The 2,337-nt window shown below is 46.0% G+C and carries 2 protein-coding genes; both read left to right on the plus strand.

Translation table 11 applies throughout. The annotated features are described in order from the left end of the window. Positions 1–222 precede the first annotated feature (222 nt). Complete coding sequence (locus QVO97_RS01400; RefSeq protein ID WP_022358636.1) at positions 223–984, plus strand: LamB/YcsF family protein; 762 nt, start codon at positions 223–225, stop codon at positions 982–984. Positions 985–1,008: 24 nt separating this feature from the next. Next, positions 1,009–2,232: an NRAMP family divalent metal transporter gene (locus QVO97_RS01405; RefSeq protein ID WP_022358637.1), complete on the plus strand. Its 1,224-nt coding sequence runs from the start codon at positions 1,009–1,011 to the stop codon at positions 2,230–2,232. The last annotated feature ends 105 nt before the right edge of the window (positions 2,233–2,337 follow it).

Below are 2,337 nucleotides of genomic sequence, written 5' to 3' on the forward strand. Positions count from 1 at the left end.
CACGATTTTTGCATATAAATTAAATTATTTTAAAAAATATTAAAATTATGATTGAAAAATACATAGAAGTCAGATAAAATATCATTAGAAGCAAAAAAACAAGGGGAACATACAAAAAACATCTCATCTTAAAAATAGTTTCCGATAGTTGTTGAAAACAGACAGAAGAAACGCTAAGCCGCAAAAATGAGATGTGTGAGCTAAGAAAGGGAGGAATGAACCATGTTTTATGTCGATTTAAACAGTGATTTAGGTGAGAGCTTCGGTAATTATACGATTGGTATGGATGAAGAAATTCTTCAGTACGTGTCTTCTGCCAATGTAGCCTGTGGATGGCATGCAGGTGATCCGATGGTTATGGATAAGACCATCGCACTGGCAAAGAAATACGGAACCGCAGTAGGAGCACATCCGGGATTTCCGGATCTGATGGGCTTCGGTCGAAGAAACATGGTGGTAACTCCGGAAGAAGCGAAAGCATATCTGAAATACCAGCTCGGCGCATTGAGCGCATTTACTAAGAGCCAGGGCGTAAAAATCCAGCACGTAAAACCGCACGGCGCATTCTACAACATGGCAGCTGTTGATGAGAAGCTGGCGAGAGCGATGTGTGAAGCAGTCTATGAAGTAGATAAAGATATCATCTTCATGGGTCTGGCAGGATCCCAGATGATCAAGGCAGCCGAGGAGGTTGGTTTACAGGCAGCGAGCGAGGTGTTCGCAGACCGTGCATACAACGATGACGGAACCCTGGTTTCCAGAAAACTTCCGGGAGCAGTCATCAAAGATAAAGACCTGGCAATCAAACGTGTCGTAAGAATGGTAAAAGAAGGAAAAGTTGAGAGCATCAACGGAAACGACATTTCCATCAAGGCAGATTCCATCTGTGTACACGGAGACAACCCAAAAGCGCTGGAGTTTGTAAAGAACATTCGTGAGACACTGGTAGCCGAGGGAGTGGAGATTAAAAATCTGTTCCGCTAATACGTATATAAGGAGAAGAAAAATATGGGAGAAAAGAAAAAAAGTAATGCGAACACGACAGCCTTGATTGGCGCCGCGTTCCTGATGGCAACGTCCGCGATCGGACCTGGTTTCCTGACGCAGACAGCAACCTTTACCGGTCAGTACGGCTCTATTTTCGCACTGGCAATCATCTGTACCATTCTTCTGGATGTTACAACCCAGTTAAATATCTGGTCCATCATCGGTGTGTCCGGTATGCGTGGACAGGATATCGCAAATAAAGTTGTTCCGGGACTCGGATATTTCATTGCGTTCCTTGTGTCTCTCGGCGGTCTGGTATTCAATATCGGTAACGTCGGCGGCGCCGCAACCGGTTTTAATATCGTATTCGGTTTCCCGCTGAAAGTCGGAACCGTTGTAGCCGGTGTCATCGGTATCCTGATCTTCTTATCCAAGGATGCGAAAAACTTCATGGATAAGCTGACCAAATACTTAGGAAGCATCATGATTGTTACCGTACTTTATGTAGCATTCCGTTCCAAACCTCCGGTTGTTGAGGCAATCAGCAGCGTTGGACATCTGAACGAATTCCCGAACCTGGTATTCCCGATTATTACCCTGCTTGGCGGAAGCTGCGGCGGTTACATCACATTCTCAGGTGCACATCGTCTTCTGGATGCAGGTTTCTCCGGAACCAAGGATCTTCCGCACGTTCGCCGTTCCGTATTAATGGGCGTCAGCGTATCGGGCGTTATGAGAATTTTACTGTTCCTCGCAGTTTTAGGCGTTGTTACAGCAACTCCGGAAGTTGTTGGAAGCGAAGCATGGGTAGCAAGCCCGCCAGCAGCAGCTTTTAAGGCAGGCGCAGGCATCATCGGTTACAAGATCTTCGGTCTGGTTATCCTGTTTGCAGCTATCACCTCCATCATCGGTGCAGCGTATACATCCGTATCCTTCTTAAAGACCCTGCATCCGTTCATCATGGAGAATGAGAAATGGTTCGTTATCGGCTTCATCGCTGTATCGACCGTTATCATGACATTACTTGGACAGCCGGCAACTCTTCTGGTTCTGGCAGGTTCCGTAAACGGACTGATTCTTCCGATTACACTGCTTGTCATTCTTCTGGCAAGCCGCAGAAAAGATATCGTCGGCGAAGATTACAAACATCCGACCGTACTCATCGTACTTGGCGTATGCGTTGTTCTTCTGACCGGTTACTCAGGAATCAAGGCTCTGCCGAAGATTCTTACCATCTTTGGTTAATGGATGAAAAAACGCAAAAAATATGGTAAAATAATAAAAAACGATTAAACGGACAGGCGCCCGGCGGACTGGCTGGATGAGCACGCAGATGGCTGGCTTATGGCA

The sequence above is a fragment of the Clostridium sp. CAG:43 genome, assembly GCF_000434655.1.
Lineage (GTDB): Bacteria > Bacillota > Clostridia > Lachnospirales > Lachnospiraceae > Otoolea > Otoolea fessa.